The 26,059-nt window shown below is 40.2% G+C and carries 27 protein-coding genes; 16 read left to right on the plus strand and 11 right to left on the minus strand.

Translation table 11 applies throughout. From position 1 onward, the window contains the following. Positions 1-4 precede the first annotated feature (4 nt). Positions 5-640 carry an energy transducer TonB gene (locus AC27I2_RS07140; RefSeq protein WP_487203855.1) on the minus strand — a complete coding sequence of 212 codons (636 nt, stop codon included), beginning with the start codon at positions 638-640 and terminating at the stop codon, positions 5-7. Between the two features lie 146 nt (positions 641-786). Here AC27I2_RS07140 and AC27I2_RS07145 point away from each other — a divergent pair, with 146 nt between their 5' ends. The 3 genes from AC27I2_RS07145 to AC27I2_RS07155 all read left to right on the plus strand — a co-directional run bounded on the left by AC27I2_RS07145 (position 787) and on the right by AC27I2_RS07155 (position 2,373). Then, complete coding sequence (locus AC27I2_RS07145) at positions 787-1,293, plus strand: DUF3087 domain-containing protein (protein WP_487203856.1); 507 nt, start codon at positions 787-789, stop codon at positions 1,291-1,293. Positions 1,294-1,314: 21 nt separating this feature from the next. Further along, the gene (locus AC27I2_RS07150) at positions 1,315-1,764 is read left to right on the plus strand and encodes a low molecular weight protein-tyrosine-phosphatase (RefSeq protein WP_487203857.1); all 450 of its coding nucleotides are present in this window, start codon (positions 1,315-1,317) and stop codon (positions 1,762-1,764) included. A 96-nt stretch (positions 1,765-1,860) separates the two neighbouring features. Next, positions 1,861-2,373, plus strand: a complete 513-nt coding sequence (locus AC27I2_RS07155) for a hypothetical protein (protein WP_058552401.1) — start codon at positions 1,861-1,863, stop codon at positions 2,371-2,373. A gap of 79 nt (positions 2,374-2,452) precedes the next feature. Here AC27I2_RS07155 and AC27I2_RS07160 read toward each other — a convergent pair whose 3' ends face one another. Next, the gene (locus tag AC27I2_RS07160) at positions 2,453-3,565 is read right to left on the minus strand and encodes an energy transducer TonB (protein WP_487203858.1); all 1,113 of its coding nucleotides are present in this window, start codon (positions 3,563-3,565) and stop codon (positions 2,453-2,455) included. A gap of 543 nt (positions 3,566-4,108) precedes the next feature. Here AC27I2_RS07160 and AC27I2_RS07165 point away from each other — a divergent pair. The 6 genes from AC27I2_RS07165 (at position 4,109) to csrA (ending at position 10,177) form a co-directional block, all read left to right on the plus strand. Continuing rightward, entirely contained in the window at positions 4,109-4,732 is a 624-nt protein-coding gene (locus AC27I2_RS07165) for a GTP cyclohydrolase II (protein WP_219422276.1), read from the plus strand. A 77-nt stretch (positions 4,733-4,809) separates the two neighbouring features. Next, positions 4,810-5,598, plus strand: a complete 789-nt coding sequence (locus AC27I2_RS07170) for a BPSS1780 family membrane protein (RefSeq protein ID WP_487203859.1) — start codon at positions 4,810-4,812, stop codon at positions 5,596-5,598. Further along, positions 5,598-6,050 (plus strand): regulatory protein RecX, encoded by a 453-nt coding sequence (locus AC27I2_RS07175; RefSeq protein ID WP_006794350.1) that lies wholly within the window; start codon positions 5,598-5,600, stop codon positions 6,048-6,050. Before AC27I2_RS07170 ends, AC27I2_RS07175 begins: the two co-directional genes overlap by 1 nt. Before the next feature lie 19 nt (positions 6,051-6,069). Continuing rightward, on the plus strand, positions 6,070-8,670 hold the full coding sequence (gene alaS / locus AC27I2_RS07180; RefSeq protein ID WP_487203860.1) for an alanine--tRNA ligase: 2,601 nt from the start codon (positions 6,070-6,072) through the stop codon (positions 8,668-8,670). 6 nt (positions 8,671-8,676) lie between these two features. Continuing rightward, a complete protein-coding gene (locus AC27I2_RS07185) occupies positions 8,677-9,885 on the plus strand; it encodes an aspartate kinase (protein WP_487203861.1) in 1,209 nt (402 codons plus the stop codon). A 100-nt stretch (positions 9,886-9,985) separates the two neighbouring features. Then, positions 9,986-10,177, plus strand: a complete 192-nt coding sequence (gene csrA, locus AC27I2_RS07190; RefSeq protein WP_004587515.1) for a carbon storage regulator CsrA — start codon at positions 9,986-9,988, stop codon at positions 10,175-10,177. A 51-nt stretch (positions 10,178-10,228) separates the two neighbouring features. Here the strand turns inward: csrA and AC27I2_RS07195 are convergent, their stop codons facing one another. The 3 genes from AC27I2_RS07195 to AC27I2_RS07205 form a co-directional block, all read right to left on the minus strand. Continuing rightward, positions 10,229-10,696 carry a YcxB family protein gene (locus AC27I2_RS07195; RefSeq protein ID WP_058404829.1) on the minus strand — a complete coding sequence of 156 codons (468 nt, stop codon included), beginning with the start codon at positions 10,694-10,696 and terminating at the stop codon, positions 10,229-10,231. A 133-nt stretch (positions 10,697-10,829) separates the two neighbouring features. Beyond that, positions 10,830-11,021, minus strand: coding sequence for a hypothetical protein (locus tag AC27I2_RS07200; protein ID WP_006794346.1), 192 nt, complete (start codon positions 11,019-11,021; stop codon positions 10,830-10,832). 51 nt (positions 11,022-11,072) lie between these two features. Beyond that, complete coding sequence (locus AC27I2_RS07205) at positions 11,073-11,246, minus strand: DUF1328 family protein (RefSeq protein ID WP_006794345.1); 174 nt, start codon at positions 11,244-11,246, stop codon at positions 11,073-11,075. A gap of 523 nt (positions 11,247-11,769) precedes the next feature. Between AC27I2_RS07205 and AC27I2_RS07210 the strand changes: the two genes are divergently transcribed. The 5 genes from AC27I2_RS07210 to AC27I2_RS07230 all read left to right on the plus strand — a co-directional run bounded on the left by AC27I2_RS07210 (position 11,770) and on the right by AC27I2_RS07230 (position 16,250). Continuing rightward, the gene (locus AC27I2_RS07210; protein WP_487203862.1) at positions 11,770-12,015 is read left to right on the plus strand and encodes an OadG family protein; all 246 of its coding nucleotides are present in this window, start codon (positions 11,770-11,772) and stop codon (positions 12,013-12,015) included. Positions 12,016-12,024: 9 nt separating this feature from the next. After that, complete coding sequence (gene oadA / locus AC27I2_RS07215) at positions 12,025-13,806, plus strand: sodium-extruding oxaloacetate decarboxylase subunit alpha (protein WP_487203863.1); 1,782 nt, start codon at positions 12,025-12,027, stop codon at positions 13,804-13,806. 13 nt (positions 13,807-13,819) lie between these two features. Beyond that, the gene (locus AC27I2_RS07220; protein ID WP_058404826.1) at positions 13,820-14,950 is read left to right on the plus strand and encodes a sodium ion-translocating decarboxylase subunit beta; all 1,131 of its coding nucleotides are present in this window, start codon (positions 13,820-13,822) and stop codon (positions 14,948-14,950) included. Positions 14,951-15,089: 139 nt separating this feature from the next. Beyond that, a complete protein-coding gene (locus AC27I2_RS07225; RefSeq protein WP_058404825.1) occupies positions 15,090-16,061 on the plus strand; it encodes an aldo/keto reductase in 972 nt (323 codons plus the stop codon). Positions 16,062-16,073: 12 nt separating this feature from the next. Continuing rightward, positions 16,074-16,250 (plus strand): hypothetical protein, encoded by a 177-nt coding sequence (locus tag AC27I2_RS07230; protein ID WP_487203864.1) that lies wholly within the window; start codon positions 16,074-16,076, stop codon positions 16,248-16,250. Between the two features lie 152 nt (positions 16,251-16,402). On the opposite strand, the gene AC27I2_RS07235 is transcribed toward AC27I2_RS07230, so the two are convergent. After that, on the minus strand, positions 16,403-17,716 hold the full coding sequence (locus AC27I2_RS07235) for a peptidoglycan DD-metalloendopeptidase family protein (protein ID WP_487203865.1): 1,314 nt from the start codon (positions 17,714-17,716) through the stop codon (positions 16,403-16,405). Between the two features lie 323 nt (positions 17,717-18,039). On the opposite strand from AC27I2_RS07235, the gene tyrS reads away from it, so the two are divergent. Then, complete coding sequence (tyrS, locus tag AC27I2_RS07240; protein ID WP_058552097.1) at positions 18,040-19,239, plus strand: tyrosine--tRNA ligase; 1,200 nt, start codon at positions 18,040-18,042, stop codon at positions 19,237-19,239. 66 nt (positions 19,240-19,305) lie between these two features. On the opposite strand, the gene AC27I2_RS07245 is transcribed toward tyrS, so the two are convergent. From AC27I2_RS07245 to folE2, 4 genes are all read right to left on the minus strand, one after another. Beyond that, positions 19,306-20,250, minus strand: a complete 945-nt coding sequence (locus tag AC27I2_RS07245) for a cobalamin biosynthesis protein CobD/CbiB (protein WP_058404822.1) — start codon at positions 20,248-20,250, stop codon at positions 19,306-19,308. Continuing rightward, the gene (mtnN, locus tag AC27I2_RS07250) at positions 20,251-20,958 is read right to left on the minus strand and encodes a 5'-methylthioadenosine/S-adenosylhomocysteine nucleosidase (RefSeq protein ID WP_487203866.1); all 708 of its coding nucleotides are present in this window, start codon (positions 20,956-20,958) and stop codon (positions 20,251-20,253) included. Positions 20,959-21,071: 113 nt separating this feature from the next. Beyond that, a complete protein-coding gene (locus AC27I2_RS07255) occupies positions 21,072-21,665 on the minus strand; it encodes a DUF2726 domain-containing protein (RefSeq protein ID WP_006794335.1) in 594 nt (197 codons plus the stop codon). 104 nt (positions 21,666-21,769) lie between these two features. Then, complete coding sequence (gene folE2 / locus AC27I2_RS07260; protein WP_487203867.1) at positions 21,770-22,690, minus strand: GTP cyclohydrolase FolE2; 921 nt, start codon at positions 22,688-22,690, stop codon at positions 21,770-21,772. Between the two features lie 215 nt (positions 22,691-22,905). Between folE2 and arcB the strand changes: the two genes are divergently transcribed. After that, entirely contained in the window at positions 22,906-25,224 is a 2,319-nt protein-coding gene (arcB, locus tag AC27I2_RS07265; protein ID WP_487203868.1) for an aerobic respiration two-component sensor histidine kinase ArcB, read from the plus strand. A gap of 7 nt (positions 25,225-25,231) precedes the next feature. Here arcB and arcA read toward each other — a convergent pair whose 3' ends face one another. Next, on the minus strand, positions 25,232-25,948 hold the full coding sequence (gene arcA / locus AC27I2_RS07270) for a two-component system response regulator ArcA (RefSeq protein ID WP_006794331.1): 717 nt from the start codon (positions 25,946-25,948) through the stop codon (positions 25,232-25,234). Positions 25,949-26,059 lie beyond the last annotated feature (111 nt).

The following is a 26,059-nucleotide window of genomic DNA, read 5'->3' on the forward strand; positions in this document are numbered from 1 at the left end:
TCCGTTAAATAGAGTTATCTAATTTAAAATCAAGTTGAACTGTTTGATCTGTTTGTAATTGTGCCACACCTTCAATTACTTTTGGGCGGTATTTCCAACGTTTAATAGCGCGCAGTGCTTCGCGGTTAAAAATACGTTTTGGTTCGGCGTTTAAAACTACCGCGTCAATTACTTCGCCAGTGGGCGAAATATTAAAGCTAAGTTGTACCCAGCCTTCTATGCCATCACGCGCAGCAGTGGTTGGGTACTTTGGATTTATGCGCACAATGGGTGAGGCATCTCCCGTTGGGCGGTTAAGGGTATTGTTAATGCCGTCACCAAAGTTATCCATTATTAATGGCGGCGCCGTGTTGATTGCCATAACGGGGTCGGCACTCGGTGTTACCCGCGGTGGCGCTTTAGGCGGCACTTTTGGTGTAGGTGGTTCTGGCATTTTATCTATGTGCCTTACTTTTGAATCTTCGGGCACTTTAAATATTTCAACCGTGATTTTTTTGCCAGGGTCGAGTGGTGCGCGTTGGTCGCCACTGATTAGGTATTGCATAAATGCAAAGGCGGCAAAGGTCATTGCTGCACCACCAATAACGGCGGTTGATGTTTTTATAAATGTTGGGTTAATTGGGGTTTCGAGTGTGTGCATAAGCCGCTCCTAGTTAACTCATTATGGTGTTTTCAGAGCTATAACGGGTGGCAAATCAAAAAGGGGTGAAATATTTTTATAAAAAATGCGGGGTTTAGTTACAATAGCCTTTCGCATTCTTTTACTCATTAACTTTTTAGGCTGTTATGCAACTCATTGAAATAAATAAAGCGCGTTACCGTAAGCATTTAAACCGGGTAATTGCAGGCTGTGCGGCTTCGCTTGCGGCGGGGAGCTTAGCTATATCGCAAACGCTGATTGCGTTGTTTCCGGATGAAAGCGGAAGCCATTTTCATTGGAACTTAACCGGTGTGGTTATTACAAGTTTAGCCATTGGGTGGTTGTTAAATAAATACCGTACTCATCCTTATATGACCGAAGTGGTTTATGTATGGGAGCTAAAACAGGCACTTAATAAAATAACCCGTAAAATGCCAAAGTTAAAAGCGGCTGGGCGCGAGGGTAACCCTTTTGCGCTATTAGCCATTCATTACAGTTATGCGGGCTCGCGTTTATTATGGCAGCTAGACGACAACCTTATAACAATGGAAGACCTAGCCATTAAGCAAGCTGAGTTAGATTCGGTTGCTGCACAGTTTAATTTAACGCTTAATGCTGACGATTACGAAGAGAGCATATTAAAACAGTTTTAAAGCCCAATTTAAGGAGCCGCAATGAAAAAGGTATTGATTGTATGTTTAGGTAATATTTGCCGTTCACCTACTGCCGAGGCGGTACTAAAAGCGCGTGCAAAAACCTTGGGTGTAAAGGTGGTGGTCGATTCTGCAGGTACAATTGGCTATCACGAAGGTAATCCGCCCGATAGCCGTTCAATGGCGGCGGGTGAAAAACGTGGTTACAGTTTTAAGGGAATATACTCGCGAAAAGTACGCACTAGCGACTTTACCGAGTTTGATTTAATTTTAGCGGCCGACAAACAAAATTTAGCTGATTTAAAAGAGCAGTGCCCAGCGCATTTACATTATAAATTAGCGTTGTTTTTAGAGTACGGCGATCAAAGTATTAGCGCTATACCCGACCCATATTACGGTGGTGACGACGGCTTTGAAAACGTGCTCGATTTAATAGAAGCGGCAAGCGATAACATACTTGCTAAAATGTAAGCGCCTTTTATCAGCTTTGTTACATTAACGAACATTTGTTTTATTGCCCTTTGTTCCTTAATTAAGTACGATTTATGCTTACTTAAAAGGAATGTTATGAATACAAAAATATTACTACTGGCTTTATCACTTAGTTCGGGTTCTGCTTTTGCCAATGATGTGAGCTTTTCGATTGGTGGTGGCTACCCTTATTTGCTTGTTCCCGAAGCGTCTTTATCGGCAGACAACAATACCCAGCGCTGGTATGCAAACTATAAAATTGGCCTAGATGATGGCTTTTCTGTGGGCTTTGAACAAGCTGTAAGTAATAACAATAAACATGCATTTGGTGTATTAGTTGGGGCTATTGGCGCACGTGATACCGATCAACCATGTGAAAGCACAAACACTGACGACATTGCTAGCGAGCTGGGTAATATTTTTGGTTGTGCGCTCGGGCAAATATTTGATGATGAAACCACACATGGTGTTGGGCTTACATACAGTTATAACTTTAACGGCTTAAATAGTCGTGGTTTTAGACTCATACTTGATGCGGGCTACGGTAAAACAAGCGACAGCAACGAAAAAAGAGCCGATGGGGCTATTCGTATCAGTTACGAGTTTTAGGACGCCGTAAACTAAAACAACACTAAAACAATACAAAAGTAAAAGGCGCTAAATAGCGCCTTTTGCATTTGTAAAACCGCTAGCGGTTTATTTTAAAATCTATTTGCACCTGAGTGCTTGCTACTACAGGGCTTCCGTTTTCAAACTTGGGTGCGTAACGCCATTTTTTAAGTGCCTCTAGTGCTGATTTTTCAAATGCGTGGCCACCTTCTGAGCTTATTACTGATGAGTTTTTTACAAAACCCGCGGTGTCTACATCAAACTGAAGAACAACAATACCATCTGTATTTTGGCGGGCTTTATTTATTGGGTACTTAGGCGGTTGGCGATAAACCGGTGTTTGTTCTTGTGAATCTTTCCATGGCACCATTTCAGCAATGGCTAAACAATGTTTAGTTGCTTGCTCGCTTTGACCTGTTTTTTCGTAAAGGTTTACAAGTTTTGAGTGCGCGGTAAGTTCGGCGTTATGATCAAAGCTTAGGTTGCTATCGAATACCGAAACAACATGGTTTAGACGCTCAATCGCTTTTGTATATTTTTTCTTACTTTGTGCAAACGAGGCGACTAAAAAGTCTGCTTTGATTCGCTCAACCGTGTTTTCGTCTAAATTTTCACGGTAGTACTCATCGGCTTCGGTTAGCAATTTTTGGGCTGCACGAAATTTTTTATGTGCAAACTTACTTGCTAACAACGACGCGGCTTCAAATTGCATATCGGCAACAAATTTTGGTTTATTTTGTGCTTTGGCAATGTCGATTATACGTTCGAGATGATCTTCTGCCAAAGACGCTGATTTAGCATTTTCGGCTTTACCTAAAAGTGCGTCGAGTGTTTGTATTGAATTTTTGCCGTGGTGATCAGCTAAAATTGTATAAGCTTGCGAGTAAAGGCTGTAACGCTGTTGCCTGATGTTTTTTTTGCTGCTTGTTGTGCTTGGCGGTGTAATGGCTTTAGCATAATTAATAGCAAGGTTTGCTGTGTTGTCGCTTTTATCACCGTAAAAATTAAGCCCTGTGGTGTAAGCCTGTTTTGCGGCTTGCTCAATATCGTGTTTTGTTTCTACAGCGTTTAGGTAGCTCTGGTAAGCAGTTGAAAATGCGGCTTTAGCGTTATCAGCTTGGCTAGCAAGTGCATTATTTGTAAAGGCAGATAAGCTTAATCCAACAAGTAGAGCAAGGTGTTGTGGCTTCATAATGATCCTTATTAATTGTGAACCTGAACGTTGAATAGTAACGCATTTTTAAATCGCTATTTTAGCGTTAGCTGCATTAAATTTAATTGAATAGGCATGTAAAATTACGAATAATCTAATTAAAAGTAATTTACTACACATGATAACTGTTGTCATTGTATAGGTACAAAAGCCACTGTTATATGCTGATTTAATGTGTTTTTTAATTAGCATGAACGCTGTTTAAGAGAGTTTCTAACATGTTGAATAATGGTGATATTTAAATTTTATTTTTCTAGTCAGAGATTTTCAATGAAACAAGGCGAATTTACGCGTAAATAGCAGGCCTATTGCAAGTAAATTCAACGGAGTTAGCGCTAAAATAGCTGCTAAAGATAGGTTTATTATTCAGAGTTCAGGTTAATTAGGTTTAATCATTGAAAACAGGGGCTGTCGTCGCCATATAATTGCGATAAACAGTGTTGTACTACGATCTAATTTTACTCTTTTGTGATATTATCACTTTATTGTCGTGTCGTAGTTATTTAAATATTTGGATTTGTCGTGGCGCAAGTAAGAGCAAGAGTCCAGCTAAATGTTGGCAAAAACAGTGATATCCCTGCAGAAATAGTGTCATTTACTGACCTAAAAGATGGTCAAGAGCATATTGCTATGGTGTTTAATAACGCAGATACCGAGCAAGATGTACCGCTTATTCGTATGCATTCGGAGTGTTTAACGGGGGATGTATTTCATTCATCACGTTGTGATTGCGGCGAACAGTTAAACGAATGTATTGAAATGATGCATGAGCAAGGCGGTATTTTGTTGTATTTACGCCAAGAAGGCCGTGGTATTGGTTTATACAATAAAATTGATGCTTATGTACTGCAATCGCAAGGTATGAATACCTATGAGGCCAATAATCATTTAGGTTTTGCAGATGACTTACGCGACTTTTCTGATGCGGTATTAATGCTTAATGCGCTTAATTTAAAGCACGTTAAATTAATGACCAACAACCCTAAAAAGCTCAATGCCTTAAAAGATGCGGGTATTAAAGTTGATACGGTTATTGGTACACATGCACACATAAAAGCGGGTGTAGCAGGTAATAAAGCCTACTTAGAAACCAAAATAAAGTATGGCGCACATATGCTAGATATTAAAAAAATTAAAAAACCTTAATATTACTGATCTGCCTCTGTGATCCCACCCAACGCCAAGTTATACTTGGCGTGTTTCGTTATAAATTAAGAGCAAGTATGTCTACACAATTACGAGTATTTAAAGCAGATGCCGGGCTAAAGTGGTTAAAAGCGGGATGGCTTATTTTTAAAACCCAGCCAATGACGTTTATTTTTATGCATTTATTTATTGGCATTGTGGGCTTACTGTCTTTGTTTTTACCTTTACTGCAAGTGGTTGCTGCACTGGCTACGCCTTTTTTAACTGCCGGCTTTTATCAAGCGGTGCTGACCAAGCAGCAAGGCGGCAAAATTATGTTGGCTGACATTCTTAAGCCATTTTCAGCCAAAGGAAACCGTTTAGGTTTGGTGCGTTTGGCGTTATACCAAATGGGGGCGGGTATTTTAATGGCGTTATTAGCAAACGGTTTATTTGCCGATGCCGTAGCAATTATGAGCCAGCCAGGGCTTGAGCCTCAGGCTGCACTTGAGCAAACTCTTGTGAGTATTTCGGGTGCGAGTGTTATTTTATTTTTTATGGCCATGCTTATTTATTTAACGGCCTTTGCCTATGCGGTACCGCTTGTTTATTTTAATAAAGAGCAACGTATTTTAACGGCGCTTAAGCAATCGCTTATGGTTTTTTATCATAATTTGTTTCCGCTAAGTGTTTTTGGTGTTATTTGCGTACTATTTATGGCGGTTTCTATGTTCTTATCGTTCTTACCACTGTTGATTTTAATGCCGATTTGCTACATTAGTTTTTTTGTTTCTTATCAGGCGATTTTTATGCCGGTTGTCCCGCCAAGTGACGACAAAAATGTTAAGCCACTTAGCAGTGAAACAAGCGGACGCTTTGACGCTTAATGGATGATAAGTTAAAACAAAAATTAAAAAATTATGTACTTTGGTTACTCGGACGCCAAGAATACTCGCGCCGTGAGTTAACCTTTAAATTACAGCAAAAAGAAGCCACAGATGAGTTTATCGAAAACTTGCTTGATTGGTGCGAAAAGCACAATTTTATAAACGAGCAACGTTACTGTGAAGGCTTTGTAAGAAAACACATTTTTAAATGCCATGGGCTTAAGCGAATTCAAAGCGAGGCCATGGGCAAAGGGATTGACCGTTCTCTACTTGAAAGAGTAGTTGAAGAGCTTGAAATAGACTGGTTTGAGCTTGCGCAGGATGCGTACAACAAAAAATATTCAAATACACCGGCAAACCTCGACTACAAAGACAAGGCTAAGCGCGTGCGCTACTTAATGTATCGAGGTTTTAGCTATGAACAAATCGATTTTGCAATGCAATCACAGTAAATACAAGTGAGATTTTCACATGCAGCACATGACTACCGCACAAATTAGGCAACAGTTTTTAGACTTTTTTGCCAGCAAACAACACCAAGTTGTTCCTTCAAGCTCGCTTATTCCGGGTAACGATGCCACGCTATTGTTTAACAATGCCGGTATGGTGCAATTTAAAGATGTATTTTTAGGCGCTGAATCTCGCCCATATACACGTGCAACAAGCTCACAGCGTTGTGTACGTGCTGGTGGTAAACATAACGATTTAGAAAACGTGGGTTACACGGCGCGCCACCACACATTTTTTGAAATGTTAGGTAACTTCAGTTTTGGTGACTACTTTAAGCAAGAAGCTATTAAGTTTGCGTGGGAGTTTTTAACTGAGGTTGTTAAATTACCTCAAGAAAAACTGCTTGTTACTATTTATCATGATGATGAAGAAGCGTTTGAGTACTGGTCAAAAGATATTGGCTTAAGTGAAGATCGCATTATTCGTATTGCTACCTCAGACAACTTTTGGTCAATGGGCGATACAGGCCCGTGTGGTCCGTGTTCTGAGATATTTTACGATCACGGTGAGCATATTTGGGGTGGTCCTCCAGGCTCTCCAGAGGAAGACGGCGACCGTTTTATCGAAATTTGGAACCTAGTATTTATGCAGTACAACCGTCAAAGCGACGGGACAATGCTGCCACTACCTAAGCAATCTGTAGATACGGGCATGGGGCTTGAGCGTATTTCTGCTATTTTGCAGGGCGTTCATTCAAACTACGAAATCGATTTATTCCAAGGCTTAATTGCAGCAGCTGCAAGTGTCACTAACGCGCAAGATATGGACGATAAGTCACTTCGCGTAGTAGCGGATCATATTCGTTCGTGTGCATTTTTAATTTCAGATGGTGTTATGCCATCTAACGAAGGCCGTGGTTACGTGCTTCGTCGTATTATTCGCCGTGCAGTTCGCCATGGTAATAAGCTTGGCGCACAAGGCGCGTTTTTCTTTAAATTAGTTGCTGCACTTATTGAGCAAATGGGTCAAGCGTACCCTGAGCTTGCTAAGCAACAAGAAATTATCGAAAAAGTATTACGCATTGAAGAAGAGCAATTTGGTAAAACACTTGAGCGTGGCTTAGCTATTTTAGAAGAAAGCTTAAGTGACCTTAAAGGCGATGTGATCCCAGGCGATTTAGTATTTAAACTTTACGATACCTATGGTTTCCCTGCCGATTTAACAGCCGATGTTGCGCGTGAACGCCAAATGACGATTGATCATAAAGGCTTTGAAGAATGCATGGCTGTACAGCGTAAAACTGCACAGCAAGCGGGTAAATTTGGTGCTGATTACAACGAGCAATTAAAATCAGATAAACACACTGACTTTAAAGGCTACGACAGCACGCATTACAGTGCGACAGTGGTTGAAGTGTTTGCTGGTGGTGAGGCCGTACAGTTATTAGAGGATGGCCAAGAAGGTATTGTTGTACTAGACCGCACACCGTTTTACGCAGAATCTGGCGGCCAAACGGGCGATACAGGCACAATTACAGTTGCTGGTGGCGAGTTTAATGTGACTAACACCACTAAATTGGGTAATGCATTTGCGCACCACGGTACAGTACAAGGCCGTATTGGTGTTAACGATAAAGTGGATGCCACTATTGATGACGCACGCCGTGATCGTATTAAGAAAAACCATACAGCTACGCATATTTTACATGAAGCATTACGCCAGTTATTAGGTGAACATGTAAGTCAAAAAGGCTCGTTAGTTCAAGCGGATCGTTTACGATTTGATTTCTCGCACTTTGAAGCCGTTACTAAAGACGAGCTACGTGATATTGAGCGTGTAGTTAACGACGAAATTCGCCGTAACTTTGCACTTAACACTGAGCTTATGGCTATTGATGATGCTAAAGCGAAAGGTGCTATGGCGCTGTTTGGCGAAAAGTATGATGACGAAGTACGCGTAGTAACCATTGGTGATTACTCAATTGAGCTTTGTGGTGGTACACACGTTGAGCGTGCGGGTGATATTGGCTTATTCAAAATTGTATCTGAAAGCGGTATTGCTGCCGGTGTTCGCCGTATAGAAGCAGTAACTGGCGCAGATGCAGTTGCTTATGTAAGTGAGCAAGAGCAACAGCTTAGCGATGTAGCAGCGCTTGTGAAAGGCGATAGCGCATCAGTACTTGAAAAAGTAACAGCATTACTTGAGAAGTCTAAAGGCCTTGAAAAGCAAATTGCTCAGCTTAACGACAAGTTAGCGAGCGCTGCAGGTGCGTCTTTACTTGATTCGATTGTAGAAATTAATGGCGTTAAGCTATTGGTTGCAAACGTTGAAGGTACTGAGTCTATAGCGCTTCGTGGTATGGTTGATGACCTTAAAAACAAGATTGGCTCAGGTGTTATTGCCCTCGGTGTTGCCAGCGGCGAAAAAGTAAGCCTAATTGCCGGTGTGACTAAAGACTTAACTGGTAAAGTAAAAGCCGGTGAGTTAGTTAACCACATGGCCGGCCAAGTAGGCGGTAAAGGTGGCGGCCGTCCTGATATGGCACAAGCCGGTGGTTCTGAGCCACAAAACCTTGCTGCTGCACTCGATAGCGTTACTGCTTGGTTAACTGAGCGTACTTAAGCCTAAGTGGCGTTAATTGTACAAAAGTATGGCGGCACGTCGGTTGGCTCAATAGAGCGAATAGAAGCGGTCGCCGACCTTGTTGTTAAAACTAGGCAACAAGGTCATCAAGTGGTTGTGGTGCTCTCGGCTATGTCGGGAGAAACCAACCGCTTAATTAATCTTGCCAAACAAATAGATTCCCGTCCAAGCAACCGAGAACTCGACGTGCTAATTAGTACCGGCGAGCAAGTATCGGTTTCTTTATTGGCTATGGCTATAATCAAACGCGGCCACTCAGCCGTAAGCCTGCTTGCCGATCAAGTTAATATTCAAACCGATAATATGTTTGGTAGAGCCCGCATTACAGACATTGCAGCTACGCGTTTAAAGCATGAACTTGAGCATAACCGTATTGCTATTATTGCCGGGTTTCAGGGGCGTGATGTTGAAGGCAATATAACAACCCTTGGCAGAGGCGGCACTGATACGTCGGCGGTAGAAATAGCCGCGGCTATAAAAGCCGACGAATGTCAGATCTATACCGATGTTGATGGCGTATATACTACAGATCCTCGGGTTGAACCTAACGCACGAAGAATGAGTAAAGTGACCTTTGCTGAAATGCTAGAGTTGGCAAGCTTAGGTGCTAAAGTATTGCATATTCGTTCTGTTGAGGCGGCGGGTAAACACAATGTTCCACTAAGGGTGCTTTCGAGCTTTAATCCCGATGAAGGGACATTGATTACGTTTGAGGAAAACGACATGCCAAGTAAAGTTGTTTCGGGTATTGCATTTAACGCAGATGAGTGCTTAATTAAGTTACAGGGTGTACATAGTGGCACTCAAAATCTTGTAAAAATATTGAAACTTTTTGCTGATAACGGCATCGAAATAGATATGATTAATCAAGTTAATCATATCTTTGAAAAAATAGACTATGCTTTTACTGTGCACTCGAATGACTACCTGCAAGCACTTGAATTACTAACCGAGAAAAAGGTGTCCTTAGGTGCTGAAAATATAAGCGGGATAACAACCATAGCAAAAGTATCTGCTGTTGGTATGGGCATGAAATCGCACTGGGGTGTTGCTAGTTTATTTTTTGATGCATTGGCGCAGGAAAATATTAACGTGGTTTTAGTGTCTACTTCAGAGATTAAAATCTCTGTTTTAATAGATGAAAAGTACCTTGAGTTGGCAGTTCGTGCATTACACAAAGCATTTTTAACGTAAAGTAGATAGATAGTGAGTTTTTACTTACTTTTTAGTCTATTTTTCATTAATATGGATAAGCGGAATCTTATAATTTTAATTGGAACATGGGAGCAAGAGAATGCTAATACTAACTCGTAGAGTAGGTGAAACCCTTATGATCGGTGACGAAGTAACAGTGACCGTTTTAGGTGTTAAAGGAAATCAAGTTCGAATTGGTGTAAACGCACCAAAAGACGTATCAGTGCATCGTGAAGAAATTTACATGCGTATACAAGCTGAAAAGTCTAACCCTAATCCGGGCAATGCTTAATCAACACGTATACCTAGCTAAATAAATTATTTAGTTAAGTCAAAAAGCCACTCATTGAGTGGCTTTTTTGTTTATAAAATCGAGCATTTCATCTGTGAGTATTTGCTTTGAAATATATTGCAGGCTGTTTTTATTTTTAATTAACACGCCCCGTGGCGTTTCAATTACCTCAGCGATGTCTTGCCAAGCTAGTTGGTAGCTTTTGTAATGGTTTGCCGATTTAATGCCTTCATCATCAAAAGTGAGTGTAACCTCAGAACCTGATGCTCGGCTAAACATTTGTCTGGTCACCCACCATGGCCTGCGGTAATAAAAAGCAACGCATTCAAGCACAGCAACCATGATCAAAAATGTTCCTAAATAATGATCAGCTAAACCGTAAATGCTAAATAAACCAAGCGAGACTAACAGTACCAGTAAAAAGTACTTAGGTTGTGCGCGTTTGCTGTAAGGAAGTGACTCGTCAAAGCATTCGTAAAAGTAGGGTTTATCAAGTGTGTAGGTGGTTGAAAATGACATAGTGCCTTGCTTTAAAAATCGTTTTATATATTTTAGCAAGTTCGCTTATAAATGAGCAGCTTTATAATGCGTGCATTTATTTTAGGCACAAAAAAACGGCTTAAGAGCCGTTTTTTTAATAATATACTAACGATTAACAGTTAGTTTCTTCAGCGTTTACGCCTTCTTTCACTTCTTCGCACGTATCTTCAACAGAATTTTGTACATCTGTTACTACTTCATCGATACGTTCACCGGCTTCTTCTGCGTTGTTATCTTGACAACCCATGATGAAAAAACTTGCGAAAAGACCAATTAGTGCTGCTTTTAAAGTTGTAGAGTTCATAATGTAATTCCTTGTAAATAAATAAAATTGTAGTGTTAGTTGAGTATATGCCTACCTGGGCGATTTACCACGTAGCGCACCCGAAACTAACGAAATAACTAAAAGTACTATAAAAATAAAGAATATAATTTTTGCTATACCAGCTGCGGCACCTGCTATGCCACCAAAACCCAACACTGCAGCGATTAAAGCAATAACTAAAAATGTGATTGTCCAGCGTAACATTGTTTTCTCCTTGGTTATCAAATTTGTACACAATAGTTAATGCCAGTACTGTGCCATAATGTATTTTTGTTTTATATCAGTATCTTGCGTGTTTTTGTTTGTTTTTTGACTTTGTTAAATAGGTAACTTTTACGTTGGGTTGTGTAACTTATTCACACACAAGTATAGGTTGCAATTTAAAGATGCTTAAAAAAGCCTCTCTTGGTAAGACCAATTAACAAGTTTGTTTTTTTCTACACATTATGAGTGATTTTAGGTTCAGTAAAGTACGGGGAATTCGGCTTTGTTAAAAATTCAGCTATAGCTTATAAATATAGTGAGTATTTTTTGTGTGTATTATGGGGTGTTGATGGGTAAGGGTTTTTACTCTGGTTAATAAATTTGGTTATATGTTATTTTTATTTTAATTGGTTTTACCAATTTACAATGGCTAGACAAAGATATTTGTTTTGTTATTATCTAGTGAATAAATATTTAACTAAATCGACTTTTTATTTTCGATATGGGTTTCAAGGGGAGAAAAATGGATATAGGTGCTGTACTTACAACCGCTGGTAGCTTAATGCTGACAGGTATGGTTGGAGTGTTTGTCTTTCTTTCGATATTAATTGGCGCAGTTACAATAATGTCTAACTTAGTGGCGCGTTTTAGCTCTGCTGAAGTTGCGACTCCAGTTAAGTCACCATCGTTTAAATCTCAAGGTGTGCCAAATGAGCACATCGCTGCTATTAGTGCTGCCATTGCTCAGTACAAATCAAATAACAAATAAGGGGCACACATGGCTAAATTAAAATTAACAGAATTGGTTCTTCGTGATGCGCATCAGTCATTACTTGCCACGCGTATGCGCTTAGGTGACATGCTACCGATTGCAAGTAAATTAGATGATGCAGGTTACTGGTCAATTGAATCGTGGGGCGGTGCGACCTTTGATTCTTGTATTCGTTATTTAGGTGAAGATCCGTGGGAACGTATTCGTGCGCTTAAAAAAGCGATGCCAAATACTAAGCAGCAAATGCTATTACGCGGTCAAAACTTATTAGGTTACCGCCATTATGCTGACGATGTTGTTGAAAAGTTTGTTGAGCGCGCACACAAAAACGGTGTTGATGTGTTTCGTATTTTTGATGCAATGAATGATGTACGTAACCTAGAAACAGCCATTAAAGCGGCTGTTAAGGTGGGTGCTCATGCTCAAGGTACTATTTCGTATACGGTAAGTCCTGTTCATACACTTGATATGTGGTTAACGCTAGCCAAGCAATTAGAAGAGCTGGGTTGTCATTCAATTTGTATTAAAGATATGGCGGGTTTGTTAAAGCCATATGACGCAGAAGAGCTTATAAAAGCGCTGAAAGAAACAGTGTCGATTCCAATTGCTATGCAATGCCATGCTACAACAGGTTTAAGTACTGCTACGTACCAAAAAGCGATTGATGCAGGTATTGATATGCTTGATACCGCTATCTCGTCTATGAGTATGACTTACGGTCACTCAGCAACAGAAACCATTGTAGCAATTGTTGAAGGTACAGCGCGAGATACTGAGCTTGACTTAAACCAACTTGAAGAAATTGCAGCTTACTTTAGAGATGTTCGTAAAAAATATGCAGCGTTTGAAGGGAGTTTAAAAGGCGTAGATGGACGTATTTTACTCGCTCAAGTACCAGGTGGCATGTTAACTAACATGGAAAACCAACTTAAAGAGCAAGGTGCCGCTGATAAGCTTAACGAAGTACTACTTGAAATACCGCGTGTACGCGAAGACTTAGGCTTTATTCCTCTTGTTACACCAACATCACAAATTGTGGGTACTCAAGCTGTACTTAATGTGCTGACAGGTGAGCGTTATAAAACTATCACTAAAGAAACCGCAGGCGTTTTAAAAGGCGAATATGGTTTAACACCAGCTCCAATGAATAAAGAGCTGCAAGAGCGCGTACTCAATGGCAGCGACGTTATTACGTGTCGCCCTGCTGATAACATTGCTCCTGAGCTGAAAACACTTGAAGCTGAGCTATTAAAAGAAGCACAAGAGCAAGGTTTAACGCTTGCTGAGGATAAAATAGACGACGTACTTACTTATGCGTTATTCCCACAGGTTGGTTTAAAATTCATCAAAAACCGTAATAATCCTGATGCATTTGAACCGGTACCAAGCGAAGAAAATAACACAAGTAAATCGCCAGCCAAGTCATCAGCAAGTAGTAATAGTGTTAAGGCTGAGCAATACAGCGTTAAGGTAGACGGTAAAGTTTACGACGTTGTCGTAGCGCAAGGCGGTGAACTTAAAGAGGTCACATTAAAAGATTCAGAGCATTTACCTCAGTCTGCTTCAGTGGCTTCGGGTGAAACGCTAAATGCACCTTTAGCAGGTAATATTTTTAAAGTTAAAGTGAAAGCGGGTCAGGTTGTAAACGAAGGTGATGTTGTTGTGATTATGGAAGCCATGAAAATGGAAACTGAAGTACGTGCAATGCATACAGGTACAATTGCTGAAGTGCTTGTGTCTGAAGGTGACTCAGTGACCACCGGTGACGCAATTATTGCGTTGGCTTAAGGAGGTCGTATAAATGGAAGGTCTTTTAAACCTTTGGCATGCAACAGGTCTTGCTAACTTTACGTTTCCTGGCTTGATAATGATTGCTGTAGGCTGTTTGTTATTGTTTTTAGCGATATCTAAAAACTTTGAGCCTCTGCTTTTATTACCAATTGGCTTTGGCGCGATATTAACTAATATTCCGGTTGCTGGTATGTCTGACCCAGGCGGACTTTTGTACTCAGTTTACTATGTGGGTATAGATACCGGGATTTTTCCGCTATTAATATTTATGGGTGTTGGTGCATTAACTGACTTTAGTGCGCTAATAGCAAACCCACGTATGTTATTGCTGGGGGCTGCGGCTCAGTTTGGTATTTTTGCGACCTTGTTTGGTGCAATTTTACTTAACTTCATACCTGGTTTTGAGTTTTCGCTTCAAGATGCATCAGCTATTGCTATTATTGGCGGGGCTGATGGCCCAACGGCAATATTTTTAGCCTCAAAGCTAGCGCCTGATTTATTAGGGGCAATTGCAGTAGCTGCTTACTCTTATATGGCGCTAGTACCAATAATTCAGCCTCCTATTATGCGTGCACTTACAACGCCTGAAGAGCGCCAAATTAAAATGCCTGAGCTACGTAAAGTATCTAAAAAGGAAAAAATTATTTTTCCACTTATGGTACTCACTGCAACCGCGATGTTTTTACCAGCAGCAATTCCGCTAGTAGGTATGTTCTGTTTAGGTAATTTAATGCGTGAGTCGGGTGTTGTTGACCGTTTAAGTAACAGTGCGCAAAACGAAATTATCAACATAACGACCATATTTTTAGGTTTAGCGGTTGGCTCTAAGCTTGCAGCAGATGATTTCTTAACGCTAGAAACTATTGGTATTTTAGTGTTGGGCGCCCTTGCTTTTGGTATTGGTACAGCGTCAGGTGTATTTATGGCTAAAGGCTTAAATAAAATATCTAAAACACCTATTAACCCGTTAATTGGTGCCGCTGGTGTATCAGCTGTTCCTATGGCTGCTCGCGTAGTAAATAAAGTGGGACTTGAAAATAACCCACATAACTTTTTACTTATGCACGCAATGGGTCCTAATGTGGCGGGCGTGTTAGGCAGTGCGGTTGCTGCAGGTATTTTGTTGGCACTTGTTGGCTAAATTGATTTTAGATTTCAACCAACCATTGAGCGCAGTTTACTGCGCTTTTTTTTGCCCTGAATTTCTGTTCGTTAATGGTTTCTTGTTTTAAGTTTTTTGTTTAAAGTGGTGGTTCTTCGCAATTTTAAGGATAGTCATTATGCTTCACACTCCACTGGCTCACTATTTACCTAATGTTAGTAAACTTGTATTTGGATGTATGGGGTTGGGAGGCGGTTGGAATAAAGACCCAATTACCAGCGCACATCTTAAACAAACCCACGAATGCATTGATAACGCGATTGAAGGCGGCATTAATTTTTTTGATCATGCAGATATATACACTTTTGGTAAAGCAGAACAGGTATTTGGTCAGGCACTGAGTGAGCGACCAGAACTTAGAGAGCACATGTATATTCAGTCAAAATGCGGAATAAAATTTGCTGACGACCAGGGCCCTAAGCGCTATGACTTTTCAGCAGATTGGATTGAGCAGTCGGTAGAAAACTCACTTAAGCGATTAAATACGCAATACCTTGATGTACTAATGCTTCATCGTCCAGACCCTTTAATGGAAGTTGATGAAGTTGCACGTGTATTTAGCTGTTTAAAAGAAAGTGGCAAAGTAAAACATTTTGCCGTATCAAACATGCAGCAACACCAAATCAACTTTTTACAGCATGCCCTTGATATGCCGATTGTTGCTAATCAAATAGAGGCCAGTTTGCAAAAACATCAATTTATAGACGAAGGTCTGTATGTTGGTAACAGCGACGGTAAAGACATTAACTTTACGCCCGGTAGCATTGAATACTGCCGCAGCTTTGATATTCAAATACAAAGTTGGGGTAGCTTGTGCCAAGGTTTATATACCGGTGGCGATTTATCAAAGGCGTCGCAAGCCGATATCAACACAAGTATTTTAGTAAATAAACTTGCTGCAATTTATGGTACCTCTGCTGAGGCAATTGTACTTGCGTGGCTGCTGCGCCACCCTGCATCGATTCAACCCATTATTGGCACCACTAACGCTAAGCGTATAAACGCATCGTGTGAGGCTATTAATGTTCATTTAAGCCGAGAGCATTGGTATGCCCTATATGAAAGCGCTAAAGGCTGTGAAGTGCCATAAAGAGGGTTTTTAATGAACGTAATTATTATTTTAGTGTGTTTATTTGTAGCGTTGGCAATACTGATCCCATTACTTGAAAAGTACCAAAGCAAAATAGGGCTTGAGGGGGCGGCAAAATACAGTAAATATATTTGGCCATTAGTGATGGTCTCTTTAGTTATTCAACTTATTTATGTATTAATGAATTAGGTGTGTAAAGCTATTAATATAAAATTAAGATGCAAAGCCTTTAATGAAGAACGGCTCTATGTGAGCTCACTAGCTTATTCTTAACACAAAGATACTAAAAAAGCCCTTGCAGGTTAAACCTGCAAGGGCTTTTTAATAAATTAATAACGCGGTTACTTAAGTGCTAGTTGTAACTCGCGATTACGCTCTAATTGAGCAATAAAGTTTTCGGCAATAGGTTTAAATTTAGCAAGCTCAGAGCGGGGGAGTGGCTCAGACTTTGGTAATTTAACCGTTTTAGGATTACGGTGAACACCGTTAACCAAAAACTCATAATGTAAATGCGCGCCAGTCACTCGACCTGTAGCACCTACAGTACCAATTTTGTCACCTTGTTTTACTTTTTGACCTGTTCTAACAAGCTTTTTGTTAAGGTGTAAATACTTGGTGACATACTGTGTACCGTGGCTAATAAATACGTAGTTACCATTGTACTTACTGTAACCTGCCTTAACCACCTTACCATTACCCGATGCAACAACGGGTGTGCCAGTACGTGCAGCGTAATCAATACCACGGTGTGCTTTTACTTGCCCTGTAACTGGGTGTAAGCGACGCGGGTTAAAACTCGAGCTTATATATTTAAAATTAACGGGGGCACGTAGAAATGCTTTTTTCATACTACGGCCTTCGGGGGTATAAAAATTGCCGTCGGTGTGTCGAATTGCTGTAAAACGTTGCCCTTGGTTAATGAACTCAGCCGCTATAATTTTACCGGTACCGATAAATTCGCCTTCAACATAGTGAGACTCATAAATTAAACCAAATTGATCGTTTTTACGAATATCGTTAGCAAAGTCCACATCCCAACCAAAAATATCAGCAAAGTTCATTATTTGGCGCTCGCTTAAACCCGCTGCAATTGCAGAAGTCCAAAAGCTGCTAGAAATTTCACCGCCAGCTGTTTTGGTCAGCGTTTCTATTTCTTTGCTATCTATAGATGTATTGTAGTTCCCTTCGTCGTCTAGAGTTACATACAACGTATCTGTTTTAGAAATAACGTAACGCAATTGCGCAAGTGAGCCATCTTTACCGGTTGCAAAGCTCAGTACTTCGCCTGGGTGAATTTTAGTTAGCTTACGAGTTTCTGCGTTAGTGTTAATTAGCTTATGTAGAGTTTGCGCTGAAAAGCCCGCGCGTTTAAATATAATTGCTAAGTTATCGCCCGTTTTTACTTGGTGGTCGACTAAATCGTATTCTGGAAGTTTTTCGGCTGCTTGCTCTGAATTTAACTCGGTTAATTTTTCGTTGTCATCAACTTTAACTTGAAGCTCGTAGCGCTTGCCAATCTCTAATGCATTTGCATTGTTGTCTTTAGACGCGGTTGCTTTCTCAGATGGAAGAAACGTCAAGGCGGCAATAGCAGAAACCAAACATAAGATAAGCAATTTGTGTTTTTTGGGGAGGGTATTAACCACGTGAACCATAACGTGCCTTTTTCTGCTGTCAAGATAATAAATACATAATATTGCAGGATATACCTAATATTGTGCGAATACCAGTGCTTTGTAGATTTTAAATCGCGCTGAATTACGCTAAAATCGGGCTTTATATGCCTTTTTAGCGCTTAATTTACCTCAGACTGTGCGTATTTTATTTAGTTGCATTAATCACTTAAAAAGTTGTTTTAATTAGGTAGAAATTTGTTATGTTAGTTGCACATATAAGTTTGATTTAGCCCTTGTTAAACTAAGGTTATACAAAACAACTAGTAGCCCTCTTTGTTGGCAGAATTTTGGAGTAATAGACTGTGGATTTACAAACCGCTCTTGCAGAGATAAAACGCGGTGCAGAAGAAATATTAATTGAAGACGAGTTAGTTGAAAAACTAAAGTCGGGCAAAAAGTTAAAAATCAAAGCGGGTTTCGATCCAACAGCGCCAGATTTACACTTAGGGCATACAGTACTAATTAATAAAATGAAAACTTTCCAAGACTTAGGTCACGAAGTTATTTTCTTAATTGGTGATTTTACGGGCATGATAGGTGATCCAACCGGTAAAAACGTGACACGCAAACCGCTTACCCGTGAAGATGTTCTTGCCAATGCTGAAACGTATAAAGAGCAGGTTTTCAAAATTCTTGATCCTGCAAAAACAACCGTTGCTTTTAATTCAACGTGGATGGAAAAGTTAGGCGCAGCAGGCATGATTAAACTAGCTGCTAACCAAACGGTTGCGCGTATGCTTGAGCGTGATGACTTTAAAAAGCGATACAATGGCGGACAGCCAATTGCAATACACGAATTTTTATACCCGCTAGTACAAGGTTGGGATTCGGTTGCTTTAGAGTCAGATGTAGAGCTTGGTGGTACTGATCAGCGCTTTAATCTACTTATGGGGCGTGAGCTTCAAAAAGTTGAAGGCCAAAAGCCACAAACTGTTTTAATGATGCCATTACTTGAAGGTACTGATGGCGTTCAAAAAATGTCTAAATCTTTAGGTAACTATATTGGTATTACTGATGCACCTAATGACATGTTTGGTAAAGTGATGTCGATTAGTGATGTATTAATGTGGCGTTACTACGATTTACTAAGTGGTCTTTCGATTGAGCAAATAGCAGCGCAAAAAGAACGTGTTGAGCAGGGTACTAACCCGCGTGATATCAAAATTGAACTTGCTAAAGAGCTTATTGCACGTTTTCATAGTGAAGAAGATGCACAAGCTGCACACAACGATTTTATTCAACGTTTTCAGAAAAAAGCGCTGCCAGATGAAATTCCTGAGCTGACAATAACCATTGCAGAAGACACTATTTTAATCGCTAACTTATTAAAAGAAGCTAATTTAGTTGCCAGTACATCAGAAGCGATGCGCATGATAAAACAAGGTGCAGTTAAACTGAACGGTGAAGAAAAAATCACCGATACCAAACTAGAAATAGCAAAAGGCACAACAGATATTTATCAAGTAGGTAAACGTAAGTTTGCAAACATTACCGTAGCTTAAGTATACGGGGAATAAAAAACCAGCTGAGGCTGGTTTTTTTATATTCAATTTTTTACTAAGTAAAGCTTAAATGCTTTTTAGAATTTCAATACACACAATAACGAGTACCCAAAAGGCACGCGCCTGATTAAGCCGATTTAATACGGCTGGCACATCGTCAGCGTTAGGTAGCCTATCAGTACCAACACGCATTTTGTTATACCGCTTATTAAAATACATAGCGGGCCCACCCAGTTGCACGCCAAGTGATGCTGAACATGCACTGAGTAACCACCCTGTATTTGTTTGATAGAAGTGTTGGCCATAGTGTTTTATATAATGAATACTTTGTTTTGTGGCCTTACTCGCAGCAATTGTTAGGGACAATAAACGTACCGGAATATACTCAATAACAAATAAAATAAGCTTTAATGGTTTTAAAAATGCGCTGTTTGGTGAAACATCATGGCGCCATGCTTGCTGCATTAAGGTAAGTAGTCGGTACCCAAGAGCTGCAATGGGGCCTAAAAGTAAAAAAATAAATATAACTACAAAGTAATAACGGGCAGTGCGAAGTATTAAGCTCTCTATAAGTGCTTTAATAATGCCGGCTGTAGAAAGCTTGCTTACTTCACGTGCGAGTATCGGTTTTAATAGTTCGCGCGCGGCTGACTTTTGGTTTTGCTTGGTCAACTTTGCAATACGACGCGCTTTTTTGTTGAGGCTTTGGCTTTCAAGGCAAAGGTATAAAATAAGGCCTGCCAGTAACTCGGGGTAAAATGCAAATTCAAGCAGTAAAGTAATAATTATTAAAATAACACTGAGCACCAGCACGCTGGCAAGGATGGCTGCTAAATAGTGGTAGCTGTTTGTATTTTGTTTACTATAAATACGTTTGCCCATGGCGCGAAACACGGCCACTAAAACGGTATTAGGGTGGTACCAACTAACGAGTGGTAAAAAGCGCTCAGCAAGGAGCGCTATTATGAATACAATAAAGTCCAAATGGTTTTGAACAATATTGCTAAGCATTTACAGTGTTACAGCCGTTAGCTTTTCAAGCAGAGCAACAACCATTTTAGATGAGTTAATTGATGCTGTTTCTAGGTACTCTTCAAATGATTGTGGCGATTCTTTACCTGCAATATCAGACATTGAACGAATAACAACAAAAGGTGTTTCAAGCGTATGACAGGTTTGCGCAATAGATGCACCTTCCATTTCTACTGCAAGCATTGAAGGGAAGTCGCTGCGCGCTTTATCAATACGAACAGGGTCACACATAAAAGTATCGCCAGTACAAATAAGGCCAACCAAGGTTTTAACTTCGCTAATTTGTGCAATAGTTTGTTGTGCTGCTTCAACCAACTTAGGGTGCGCAACAAAACCTGCAGGCATTTGCGGTACTTGGCCAATTTCGTAGCCAAAAGCGGTTACGTCTACATCGTGGTGACGAACTTCTGACGATATGACGACATCGCCAACACTTAATGATGGATCAAAACCGCCAGCAGAGCCGGTGTTAATAACGCAATCAGGTTTAAAGTTATCAATAAGTAATGTAGTTGCAATGCTTGATGCTACTTTACCAATACCTGATTGAACAAGAGTAACTGTACAACCCGCTAATTCACCAGTGTAAAATGTAAAACCTGCTTTAGTTAAAATAGCTGGGCTTTGCATTGCTTCACGCAATATTTTAACTTCTGGCTCCATTGCGCCAATAATACCAACATTCATAGTGTTTGATTCCTGAGTTTGAATAGCATGATTATACGTGAAGTTAACAATAAAAAACAAAAAAGCGAGACATTTAAAATGCTCGCTTTAATGCAAGTTTAGTCACTTGATAATTATATTTCGGCTAATGCTGTTGAATGGGCTTTAGCTTGTGAAGGTGATAAAACGGCAGGTTTGTGAACTCGGTTGCGCAATGGGCGCTGAGCTGTTGGTGCAGGTTTGCCTAACTTAAACATAATGGCATCGCGTACTTCTGATGGACGATAGCCTGCTTTTACCTTCATGCGAATGTGTGGAATACCTGCAGCTTCTAAAGCGCCATTCACAAACCAGTCTCGCTGTGCTTTATGGCCATCTTTGTTGGCGTTATTTACTAAATCAACGGCGGCAACTATGGTCATCTTTTCTTTGTCGATTAACACAAAATCAAGCTGCTTATTTTTGGCTTTGGCAATAGCAGCGCGTTTTGATTTAGGTGATAAGCCTTCTTTGCAGTCGATGACATCAATAAGTTTAACTCGGCTCACAATCTTGTATTGATCGCCAATAGCACGCTCTAATAGATTTAAAAAGGCGCTTTCTACTTGCGTAAATACGCTTTGTTTACGTTTGAAAGGATAAGGATTACCGCCGTCGTCACTAAATTTTGACGCGGCAATTGATGCACCTACCACTAATACTAAAATCGACAATAAAGCGAATTCCATACGGTAACTCCATAACAACAAATTGACACTGTTTTGTTAAAGCAATTACTGTGCCTAAGTTGTATATGAATTACCGAATGGCGATTTAAGATAACGCAGGTGTTTTACGCTTTATACCCGCCGTTAATACCTTTTACAGCAACAGCTACGGCATCGTGTGCATGAAGCGATTCGTAATGGTTTATTTGTAGCCAGTAATCTGCGTAACTGTCTGCTTCTAATATTGCTTTAATTTTACGTGCTGCATCTTCGCAAAACATTAAATTTTGACCATTTAAACGGGCAAATTCTTGCTCATCTTCACGCTTTACTGCCGCTTGTACTGGCGTTTTGAGCTCGCCTTCAAGGGTGTTTATTAAGTTAACTACATCAAACTCCTGGATGTTGCTATCGAGCTTAACTTTTACGTTAGCAATTGAGCGTTGCGAGTGAGGTGTTGCCACAATGCCTTGTGTTGTGCCAAGCCAATCAAGTACGTCTTTTTGGTTGAGTGTGTCTTGGTTAAACTTTTCGCTGAATGCGTTTTGTATCAGCTGGCGTGCAAGTGCTGCCGAACAAGGGCAAGTAGATGAGTAGGTAACATCAACAGTTAGCTCGTAACTAATAATATTGTTTTCAATTGTACTTGTCAGTGTAATTGGATAGCTTTTCCAGCCAGCTTTCCCACTTAAAAGAGATTTGCGCCGAAGTGGAAGCTCAAATTTAAACTCAATTTGCGCCTTATTACTCAAGCCTTCATGGCTTGATATAAAGGTATTAAGCGCTTGGCCAATTGTTTTAGGATTCACTTGTTGCTCTGTTGAGAGTAAATCAAGCGCTAAAAATAAGCGCGACATATGAATGCCTTTGGCGTCTTCTTTATGTAAGTTTACAAATGCGCGCGCTTTAGCATTAACGGTAACAGGGCTTAAATCACGCGATTCAAAAATAAATGGCAGTTCAATTTCACCCATGCCAACCCAGTCTAATTTACCTGTTTGTAATGCGGGAGCGGTGTCGGCTATATCGGGCATATTGGTTTGCATGCTATGTTACTCGTTATTGGCAATGATAAGGCGCCTTATTTTACACGAAATAATCAGTGGCTGAAACGAGGACTTTATTGCCAGTCAAAATCGCGTATGAATTTTTACTGTTTTTGTCGCACAACACGAAAATAGCGAATAGAAAAATGCTAAAATCTGTAAAATAGCATTGCCTTACTTATATTTAAGCAAACAGCAAAGAGATAAAACTACGTATGACCGATTATTCTTTGAGCCCTTGGGTTCGGGTGCTTTCAAGTTCTATAGCGCGATTTGGCGAGTTAAAAACGGCTGCCATTTGTTACGCTTTATTTTTAGCTGCGTCTCTTATTTTATCGAGTATGTTTTATTACGTAGCGATAGGTGAATTGTTTCTTGTAGATATTTTGGCTGTGGTATTTTTTTCAGCTGTAGTGTCACCTCTAATTATTAGCGTACTTATAAACTCAATTCGTCAGTTAGACGCTTCATACGCCTACTTAGATAGCGCAACCAAACAAGAAAAGCTATTAAACCAAACACTTAAAGATAATATTAATCGGCTTAATATTGAAATAGATGAACGTAAAATGGCCTTTCATGCCAAACATCGCGCCATTGAAGAGCTTCGTAGAGAAATTGCAGAGCGCAAAAAAACACAGCAAGAGCTAGCTCAGCAAAGCATGTTACAGCGCTCAATTGTTGATTCATCCCCCGATTTATTTTATTACCGCGACAACAATGGGGTATTTGCTGGCTGCAATAAAATGTTTGAAGAAGTAATGGGGAAATCAAGCCGTGAGCTCATTGGTAAAACGGTAGAACAAATATTTCCAAATGACTTTTTATCTGAAGTACTACGCACAGACAAAGAGGTAGAGCAAACTCACAAAGCAATCACCATCGATGTAGGTTATGAAGTTGATGGTGCAACACGCTGGTTTGAATTGCGAAAACTTCCTTTTATAAACGATGAAGGTGACTACATTGGTTTGCTTGGCTTTGGGCGTGATATTACTAGCCGTAAAGAAGCCGCTGAGGCTCTTGAAACCGCATATAAAGATAAAGGTAAGTTTATTGCTACATTAAGCCATGAGTTGCGTACACCGCTTAATGGTATTGTGGGTTTAACACGCATGTTGCTTGATACCGACCTTAATAAGCAGCAGCGCAGTTGGTGTAATACGGTTTTTTCAAGTGCAGAGACGCTCGGGAATATTTTTAACGACATTATAGATTTAGATAAAATAGACAGAGAACAGCTCGATATTGCTGCAAACTCTATCAATGTATCTGATTTTATAAACGATGTTGTGAATTTTGCAGGTTTAATTACAGAGCAAAAAGGGCTGGAGTTTGATATTGAACGAAATGGTAAGCTAGACATATATGCGCTGCTTGATCCCACTCGTTTACGCCAAGTGGTTTGGAACCTGATAAATAACGCGGTGAAGTTTACCCAGCATGGCAAAGTAATACTTGAATGTAGCCGTGAAAATCGCCCTGAAGGTCCGTGGTTAGTTATTAAAATATCAGACACAGGGCAAGGTATTCCTCAAGATCAGCTTTCTCGTATTTTTGATATGTACTACAAAGCACCTGACTTACAAGGCACAAATGCCATTGGTTCAGGCATTGGTCTTGCGGTAACCAAAGCCCTAGTGACCGCAATGAAAGGCAGTATTACAGTAAATAGTACAGAGGGTGAGGGCAGTTGTTTTACAGTACAAATACCGCTTAGTTTATGTATTGCCCCCACAGAGCAGAGCTATGTTGGACGAGAGCTTTACATTTTACTTGTTGAAGATGTACCGCTTAATGCAGAAATAGCTACTAATTTATTAGAACAACGCGGTCACGAAGTGTTATGGGCTGAAACAGGCGAAGATGCTCTTTCGTTTGTAGATACCGAAGATGACCTAGATCTAGTATTACTTGATATGCAGCTACCCGATATAAATGGGGACGAAGTTGCAAGGCAAATTCGTGCCGATAGTCATTTTGATAACCTGCCTATTGTTGCACTAACCGCTAATGTAAGAAGTGCAGAAGAAGAGCTTGAAGGTATTTCTATTCAAGGCGCTCTAGCTAAGCCTATCAATACAGTAAAGCTTGATAAAATGCTTGCTGACTTGTTTGATATTAAGCAAGCTCAATGCACCGAGCCACAGCTAAAAGTAACCGACGAGGCACTTAAAGATATTGATGCACATTTGCTAGATGTTGAAACAATAGAAGACTTTGTGAACTCAATGGGGTTAGTTATTTTTCGGCGCAGCAGTCAGCTATTCGAAAAGCTAAATCCGCAGTATCAACAAGAGCTACTTACATCATTAAATACAGGCGACAGGGAAGAGTATAAATCGGTTGCGCATAAGCTTAAAGGTGCTGCAGGTTCTGTTGGTTTAAACGATGTTCAACTGCATGCAAAAGTGATGGAGTACGGCGCAATAGAAGAGTCAGATGAGGTGCTTGAGGAGTGGCTACTCGTGTTGGCAAATAAAATAAATGAAGGACAACATGCCCTTCATTTATTTCTACAGCAATTAGAATGAACGCTGATTAGCTGTCGATTTTACCAATAAAGCGGTAGCCTTCACCATGAATGGTGCTGATAAGCTCTGATGTAGAGTTATCGCTTTCAAAATGCTTACGAATACGGCGGATAGTTACATCAACAGTACGGTCGTTTGCACGAAGTTCACGCCCAGTCATATGTTTAATCAGTTGTTCACGGCTAAAAATACGACCCGGAGAATCAAGCATTAAACGCAATGCTCTATACTCACCTTTAGGTAAGCGTTTAGCATCGCCATTAGGAGATGTTAAACAGCGGCTGTTTTCATCTAATTCCCAACCGTTAAATGTAATAACGCCATTGGTTTCAAGCGCTGATTCATCATCACTTAGACCTGTACGCGTAATAAGGTTGCGAGCTCTAATAGTCAATTCACGAGGGTTAAATGGTTTAGTAATGTAATCATCAGCGCCAATTTCAAGCCCTAAAATACGATCAACATCGTTATCACGACCTGTTAAGAAAATAAGGCCTACTTTGCGTTTTTGGCGTAGTTCACGGGCTAATATAAGGCCGTTTTTGCCTGGAAGATTGATATCCATAACTACGAGATTAACGTCGTCGTTATTTGTAAGCTTGTCATGCATGTCATCGCCATCAATGGCTTCAATAACTTTGTAACCTTCAGCTTCAAATAAACTAACGAGGTTTAGTCGAGTTACGTCTTCATCCTCTACGATTAGAATGACTGGCGTTTGCATTATTAATTAACCTTTTTGGAATATTTTATTTACAAAAAATCGGTATTTAGTATAAATCCGACTACTAGAGATTATAGGATTATATCCAATTGTTAACAAGAAAAAACAAGT

It is taken from the genome of Pseudoalteromonas sp. NH0006-46, from assembly GCF_057547735.1.

Excerpts from the sequence above, each read along its gene's own strand:
- AC27I2_RS07220 (WP_058404826.1), top strand. The coding sequence starts at position 13,820 with ATGGAAGGTCTTTTAAACCTTTGGCATGCAACAGGTCTTGCTAACTTT.
- AC27I2_RS07230 (WP_487203864.1), top strand. The coding sequence starts at position 16,074 with ATGAACGTAATTATTATTTTAGTGTGTTTATTTGTAGCGTTGGCAATA.
- AC27I2_RS07235 (WP_487203865.1), bottom strand. The coding sequence starts at position 17,716 with ATGGTTCACGTGGTTAATACCCTCCCCAAAAAACACAAATTGCTTATC.
- AC27I2_RS07245 (WP_058404822.1), bottom strand. The coding sequence starts at position 20,250 with ATGCTTAGCAATATTGTTCAAAACCATTTGGACTTTATTGTATTCATA.
- AC27I2_RS07225 (WP_058404825.1), top strand. The coding sequence starts at position 15,090 with ATGCTTCACACTCCACTGGCTCACTATTTACCTAATGTTAGTAAACTT.
- oadA (WP_487203863.1), top strand. The coding sequence starts at position 12,025 with ATGGCTAAATTAAAATTAACAGAATTGGTTCTTCGTGATGCGCATCAG.
- AC27I2_RS07155 (WP_058552401.1), top strand. The coding sequence starts at position 1,861 with ATGAATACAAAAATATTACTACTGGCTTTATCACTTAGTTCGGGTTCT.
- AC27I2_RS07195 (WP_058404829.1), bottom strand. The coding sequence starts at position 10,696 with ATGTCATTTTCAACCACCTACACACTTGATAAACCCTACTTTTACGAA.
- AC27I2_RS07140 (WP_487203855.1), bottom strand. The coding sequence starts at position 640 with ATGCACACACTCGAAACCCCAATTAACCCAACATTTATAAAAACATCA.
- AC27I2_RS07150 (WP_487203857.1), top strand. The coding sequence starts at position 1,315 with ATGAAAAAGGTATTGATTGTATGTTTAGGTAATATTTGCCGTTCACCT.
- AC27I2_RS07145 (WP_487203856.1), top strand. The coding sequence starts at position 787 with ATGCAACTCATTGAAATAAATAAAGCGCGTTACCGTAAGCATTTAAAC.
- mtnN (WP_487203866.1), bottom strand. The coding sequence starts at position 20,958 with ATGAATGTTGGTATTATTGGCGCAATGGAGCCAGAAGTTAAAATATTG.
- AC27I2_RS07170 (WP_487203859.1), top strand. The coding sequence starts at position 4,810 with ATGTCTACACAATTACGAGTATTTAAAGCAGATGCCGGGCTAAAGTGG.
- AC27I2_RS07210 (WP_487203862.1), top strand. The coding sequence starts at position 11,770 with ATGGATATAGGTGCTGTACTTACAACCGCTGGTAGCTTAATGCTGACA.
- AC27I2_RS07255 (WP_006794335.1), bottom strand. The coding sequence starts at position 21,665 with ATGGAATTCGCTTTATTGTCGATTTTAGTATTAGTGGTAGGTGCATCA.
- AC27I2_RS07160 (WP_487203858.1), bottom strand. The coding sequence starts at position 3,565 with ATGAAGCCACAACACCTTGCTCTACTTGTTGGATTAAGCTTATCTGCC.
- arcB (WP_487203868.1), top strand. The coding sequence starts at position 22,906 with ATGACCGATTATTCTTTGAGCCCTTGGGTTCGGGTGCTTTCAAGTTCT.
- AC27I2_RS07175 (WP_006794350.1), top strand. The coding sequence starts at position 5,598 with ATGGATGATAAGTTAAAACAAAAATTAAAAAATTATGTACTTTGGTTA.
- arcA (WP_006794331.1), bottom strand. The coding sequence starts at position 25,948 with ATGCAAACGCCAGTCATTCTAATCGTAGAGGATGAAGACGTAACTCGA.
- folE2 (WP_487203867.1), bottom strand. The coding sequence starts at position 22,690 with ATGCAAACCAATATGCCCGATATAGCCGACACCGCTCCCGCATTACAA.
- csrA (WP_004587515.1), top strand. The coding sequence starts at position 9,986 with ATGCTAATACTAACTCGTAGAGTAGGTGAAACCCTTATGATCGGTGAC.
- alaS (WP_487203860.1), top strand. The coding sequence starts at position 6,070 with ATGCAGCACATGACTACCGCACAAATTAGGCAACAGTTTTTAGACTTT.
- AC27I2_RS07200 (WP_006794346.1), bottom strand. The coding sequence starts at position 11,021 with ATGAACTCTACAACTTTAAAAGCAGCACTAATTGGTCTTTTCGCAAGT.
- AC27I2_RS07205 (WP_006794345.1), bottom strand. The coding sequence starts at position 11,246 with ATGTTACGCTGGACAATCACATTTTTAGTTATTGCTTTAATCGCTGCA.